Source organism: Methyloglobulus sp. (assembly GCF_046714055.1).
In the GTDB taxonomy this organism is placed as follows: domain Bacteria; phylum Pseudomonadota; class Gammaproteobacteria; order Methylococcales; family Methylomonadaceae; genus Methyloglobulus.
In genome coordinates this window covers 1-4741 of sequence record NZ_JBKKBJ010000157.1, presented here as the reverse complement: position 1 = coordinate 4741, position 4741 = coordinate 1, and the positions used below count along the sequence as shown (strand labels likewise).

General features: G+C 48.5%; 5 protein-coding genes. All 5 read right to left on the bottom strand.

Features of this window, described 5'->3' with window-relative positions:
• A partial coding sequence (locus tag ACLQ6D_RS09295) for a sugar-transfer associated ATP-grasp domain-containing protein (protein WP_411727003.1) occupies window positions 1–1020 on the bottom strand: 1020 nt, incomplete at its 3' end.
• 181 nt (window positions 1021–1201) lie between these two features.
• Entirely contained in the window at window positions 1202–1627 is a 426-nt protein-coding gene (locus ACLQ6D_RS09290; RefSeq protein ID WP_411727002.1) for an EamA family transporter, read from the bottom strand.
• Window positions 1628–1631: 4 nt separating this feature from the next.
• Window positions 1632–1820 (bottom strand): hypothetical protein, encoded by a 189-nt coding sequence (locus tag ACLQ6D_RS09285; RefSeq protein WP_411727001.1) that lies wholly within the window; start codon window positions 1818–1820, stop codon window positions 1632–1634.
• 2 nt (window positions 1821–1822) lie between these two features.
• Window positions 1823–4195, bottom strand: coding sequence for a DNA translocase FtsK (locus ACLQ6D_RS09280; RefSeq protein ID WP_411727000.1), 2373 nt, complete (start codon window positions 4193–4195; stop codon window positions 1823–1825).
• Window positions 4196–4291: 96 nt separating this feature from the next.
• Window positions 4292–4699, bottom strand: coding sequence for an IS1 family transposase (locus ACLQ6D_RS09275; RefSeq protein ID WP_411726999.1), 408 nt, complete (start codon window positions 4697–4699; stop codon window positions 4292–4294).
• Window positions 4700–4741: the final 42 nt, after the last annotated feature.

The window sequence follows — 4741 nt, the reverse complement described above, 5'->3', positions numbered from 1 at the left end:
TTCAATCAGGTTGACTTCGCCCATTTTATCAATCGCCATGTCCCATGAAACCAAATTAAAATAGTGCAGCCCATCGTGCAGTTTCATGACGGTTTCAATGACGTCGTTATACATCGGAATTTCTGTGCCACTAAACGGGGCCTTGGTATAGGGATGTATGTCATATTTATAAAAATTTTTATCGATTGCGAAATTCTTCAAGATGCCAGCGTCCGTGATGCCACAAGATATCCCTCCAGCCGATTCGTTATCGACCAAATTTCCATTATTGCCCATTTTTAAAATTGATGACAATACATGGACTTTCCCACCGAACCTAAGCGAAAGCACCCTGAGCGTATTTAGTGAGTGGGGATAAATTCGCTGAAAAAGTTCATATTGGCCCAATTTGCATTGGATTAGAAAGTCCTTTACAAAGGCCTGCTCCAGTTCGTCGAAAGGAACAGGTTTGTCTTCCATAAAAATGCCCCTGTCAGATAGCCTTATTGCCAATACATTTTTGCCCCCACCACTGTCAAGGCTTGGTTTTATGATAAAAGTGCCGGTATATGATTGAAGCAGTTTAGGCAGTCCCGGCCTTTCAAGTTTTTCGTAAAGCCCGTTAAAATACATGCCATTTATGTTCCTTAAGATGATGTCAGGCATTTTTATGCCCGGAAATAATTTGTGGTATAGGTTCTTGTCCTTATAAGCCAGGCGAAGCTCCATCCTGTTAAACCAAGGTTCTAGTCTTGTATAGAAGACGGTCTCCGGTATGTACCTAGTGTCCATTGTTTCATTTACTGCGATATATGCTTGATGCCACAATAAGCTGCATTTGATATTGAAGCTTTTCCAATAGGAGCGAATCTCACTGGCCTGATTTTTGTCCAGCTTGGCCGCTTCAAGCGCCTGGTTATGGGAATATATCCCTTTTAATTTATGGTTTAAGTTTGTTTCCTGTTCATAATTGCTTATATTCAAGCAGTTTTTTACTGAACGCCCAATTGCGATTATTTTGTCAAAAAATATTTTGTTCATCCGTATCCGTTCCCATCGTTTAGGTTTTAGCCCTCAGGCCCATGGCTGACGCACAGTGTTTTGATGTGCCGAGGCGCGAGGCGCATCTATCGAGAACACGAACGATGCGCTTCCCTTCGTTAAGCGAATCCTACCTGATTCCAGCAGGAGAGGGGCTTTCATTTGTAACTTAACTGTATAGTTATGCCTTTTTAACCATCACCAACAATCCACCAACAATCAAAGCCCCACCGATAAGAACACGTAGCGTAATAACTTCTTTAAGCAAAAGCCAGGCGAGTAAGATGGCAACCACGACACTGCCTTTGTCGATTAATGCTACGGTTGCCACGTCGCCCAGTTTCAGCGCCTTATAGTAAAAAATCCACGAGAGTGTGGTAGTGAGCGCGGATAGGCCTAGCCACAGTATATTTGTTCGATTCAGCAGTAAATACTCACCTGTTGGTACGGCAATCGCTGCAAAGCCTAACACGAATAGGCTGACAAATAGTGTTCGGATGGTAAGACCGAGTTCGCCGGAAATACCCGCCAAGCCCATTTTGGCGATTACCGAGGTGAATCCGGCAAAGATCATTGAAACTAATGCGTAAGCGACCCACTTTTCCATGTGTTTATTGCTTTTGGATGTAATAAGCCACAGCACACACAGCCAGTTGCAAAAAAATGAAGCCCCAGAAATACAAGCCAAACAGGATGATTTTGACTTGTTTGGGTTGCTGGGCGGCGTTGCCTTTGAGGATTAACAGGCTTAACGCTGTAGAGATTATCACCAGCCCAATGCCTATTGCCGCGTAGGACACGCTTAATCCCGCATCGGCGGAGGTGCCAGTACCATGCGTGTGCCATTGGTTTCTGCTGGAGTTACCACCCCGGCGGCTTCCATGTCTTCGATCATGGTGGCGGCGCGGTTATAGCCGACCTTGAAGCGGCGTTGCAGGCTGGAGATGGAGGCTTTACGGGATTGTGTGACGAATTCCACGGCTTGGTCGTATAAGCTGTCCGATTCAGGGTCGCCACTATATCCGCTATCTGACGTGCCAAACCCATCACTGTTTTCAAAACTTTCGCTGGTGATTTCAGCTAGGTAATTGGGCGGTGCGGTTTGTTTTAAAAATTCGACGACACGATGCACTTCGTTATCGTCAACAAAAGCGCCATGTGCGCGAATCGGGATGCTGGTGCCAGAGGGCAAAAACAGCATGTCGCCATTGCCTAACAAGGCTTCCGCGCCGCCTTGGTCGAGGATGGTGCGCGAATCAATACGGGATGAAACCTGAAAGGAAATACGCGTAGGAATGTTAGCTTTGATCAATCCGGTCAAGACATCGACCGACGGGCGTTGGGTGGCTAAAACCAAGTGAATGCCAGCGGCACGGGCTTTTTGCGCCAGACGGGCAATTAATTCTTCCACTTTTTTGCCGACGATCATCATCATATCGGCTAATTCATCTATGACGATGACGATACTGGGCAAAGTCTCAAGTGTTGGAAATTCTTCACCCTCTGCCAATGGGTTTAGCATTTGGAACATGGGATCCCTGATTGTCTGGCCTTTGGCGGTGGCATCTTCGATCAATTGATTGAAGCCAGCAAGATTTCTAACGCCCATTTTGGACATCAATTTATAACGCCGCTCCATTTCCGCCACTGCCCAACGCAGGGCATTTTGGGCTTCTTTCATATCCGTGACCACAGGTGTCAACAAATGCGGAATGCCTTCATAAACCGATAATTCCAGCATTTTCGGGTCGATCATAATCATCCGCACCTGTTCTGGTGTGGCCTTGTAAAGTAGGCTCAGGATCATGGAATTGATACCGACCGATTTTCCCGAGCCTGTAGTCCCGGCGACCAGGGCATGGGGCATTTTGCCCAGATCGGCCATCAGGGGCTGTCCTGAAATGTCCTTACCCATTGCAAGTGTTAGTAGGGAAGGGGATTTCTCAAACGTCCGCGAAGCCAGCAATTCACGCAAGGTCACCATTTCCCGTTCACGGTTAGGGATTTCCAGGCCAATCACCGACTTGCCGGGAATGACTTCGACGATACGCACACTGGTGACAGAAAGCGCTCTCGCCAGATCTTTGGATAACGTGCTGATCCGGCTTACTTTAACGCCCGCAGCGGGTTGAATTTCAAAGCGCGTAATGACTGGGCCGGGCAGGAAGCCCACGACTTCTACCGCCACATTGAAATCGGCGAGTATGTCTTCCACCAACCGCGACATTTCTTCCAGATCGCTTTGGGTATAGCCTTTGACGCGCGTGTCCCTGTTGTCGAGGAGGGTTAGGGCGGGTAAGGCTTCGCCATTGGTTTTGGCAGAAGGTGTGGAGTTAGATTGTTTTTGTACCTGTTTTTGCGGTTGCTTAACAGTTTGAACAACAGGGCTGAAAATGGATGAAGTAAGGATGGGTAGCTTGGCTTCATCAGGTACAGGGCTTTTTGCGGGGTTAGTGCTAGGGGTTGATGTTGTTGAAATTCTTGCTGAGAATGGGGGTTTAAAAAACGCCTCTGCTTTAGGCTCGGCAAATCCAGCGACTGTGGCCGGTCTGGGTCGGTTGCTATACAATTCCCAGAAACGAAGCGCGCCACTTCCTACCGTATCGACCAATTTCACGGAATATTTCCCGATGAAATCCAAAATCGTCAGCCACGACATCTGCGTAGCCAAGGTTACACCGACCAGCAATGAGGCAATTAACAGCACGGTCGCGCCGGAATTGCCGCACATCAACAGCAACGCATCGCCTATTTCCTGGCCGACAATACCACCCGTGTTACCGGGCAGTTCGACACCTACCCTTAAGATATGCAGATAAAACAAGGCGGCACTGGAGACAATCGCAACCAAGGAACCAAGCCAGTGCAGGATTATTTTTGACTTCCTGCGGTGTTCTTTTGCGACGATGTAAGCGAGGTAGGCGTGGCGTATAATCACGAAAGGCAACAGGTAAGCCACCACACCAAAAAAGCTGAAACAAAAATCCGCCAACCACGCGCCGACTACGCCACCGGCATTTGTGACCGTCTGCACCGTGCTGCTGTGCGTCCAGCCCGCATCTTCGTTACTGTAAGTGGCCAGAGAGATCAGGAAAAAGAGTGAGCTGGCAAAGAAAACCAGCACAGCTACTTCCTGTAAACTGCGAAATGTTTTTTCTTCTAATATAGCAGCCATGATAAAACCCGCAATAGAAATACCAATAAAACATGATTATAGACCAATATTTGCAGGGTTTACATTAATTAAATTAACAAAAAACTTAGAGAGTGTTCACGTAAAGATAGTAATAAATGTATTTTGGTGTTGCCGGAATATGTCAGGCGTTGTCAAGGCGCACCAAAGCTTGATGGGACCATAAACCCTCGCATCCTTTTCCGAGACGACTTTGGTTTTCCGCGTCATCCGCCCCAAATGATGGCGCGTATTGCCGTTGTCCCGCCCTATCCGCGTGGTGTGCGCCTTGCCGACCCGATGCCTGTCCCTCGGCAACACCGCAGCGAACGCACCCCAGTCGTCGGTGTAGGACGTGCGGCCCGTCAAGTGCTTGACCTTGTCGTAGAGCCGTCGGGAGGTTGCAACATCACGACGACCGGCCACCCAGGCAACAGTGCGCCGTGTGCGACGGTCCAACGCCTTGACGGTCCGGCGCTTGTTTTTTTTGGGCCGACAAAATGCCACATCCCGTCAAATTCCATCCCCTGGATGCCGCCGGGCACTTCG

What these genes read in the sequence shown, in the direction of transcription:
- ACLQ6D_RS09290 (WP_411727002.1), bottom strand. Translation starts at nt 1,627, where the DNA reads ATGGAAAAGTGGGTCGCTTACGCATTAGTTTCAATGATCTTTGCCGGA.
- ACLQ6D_RS09280 (WP_411727000.1), bottom strand. Translation starts at nt 4,195, where the DNA reads ATGGCTGCTATATTAGAAGAAAAAACATTTCGCAGTTTACAGGAAGTA.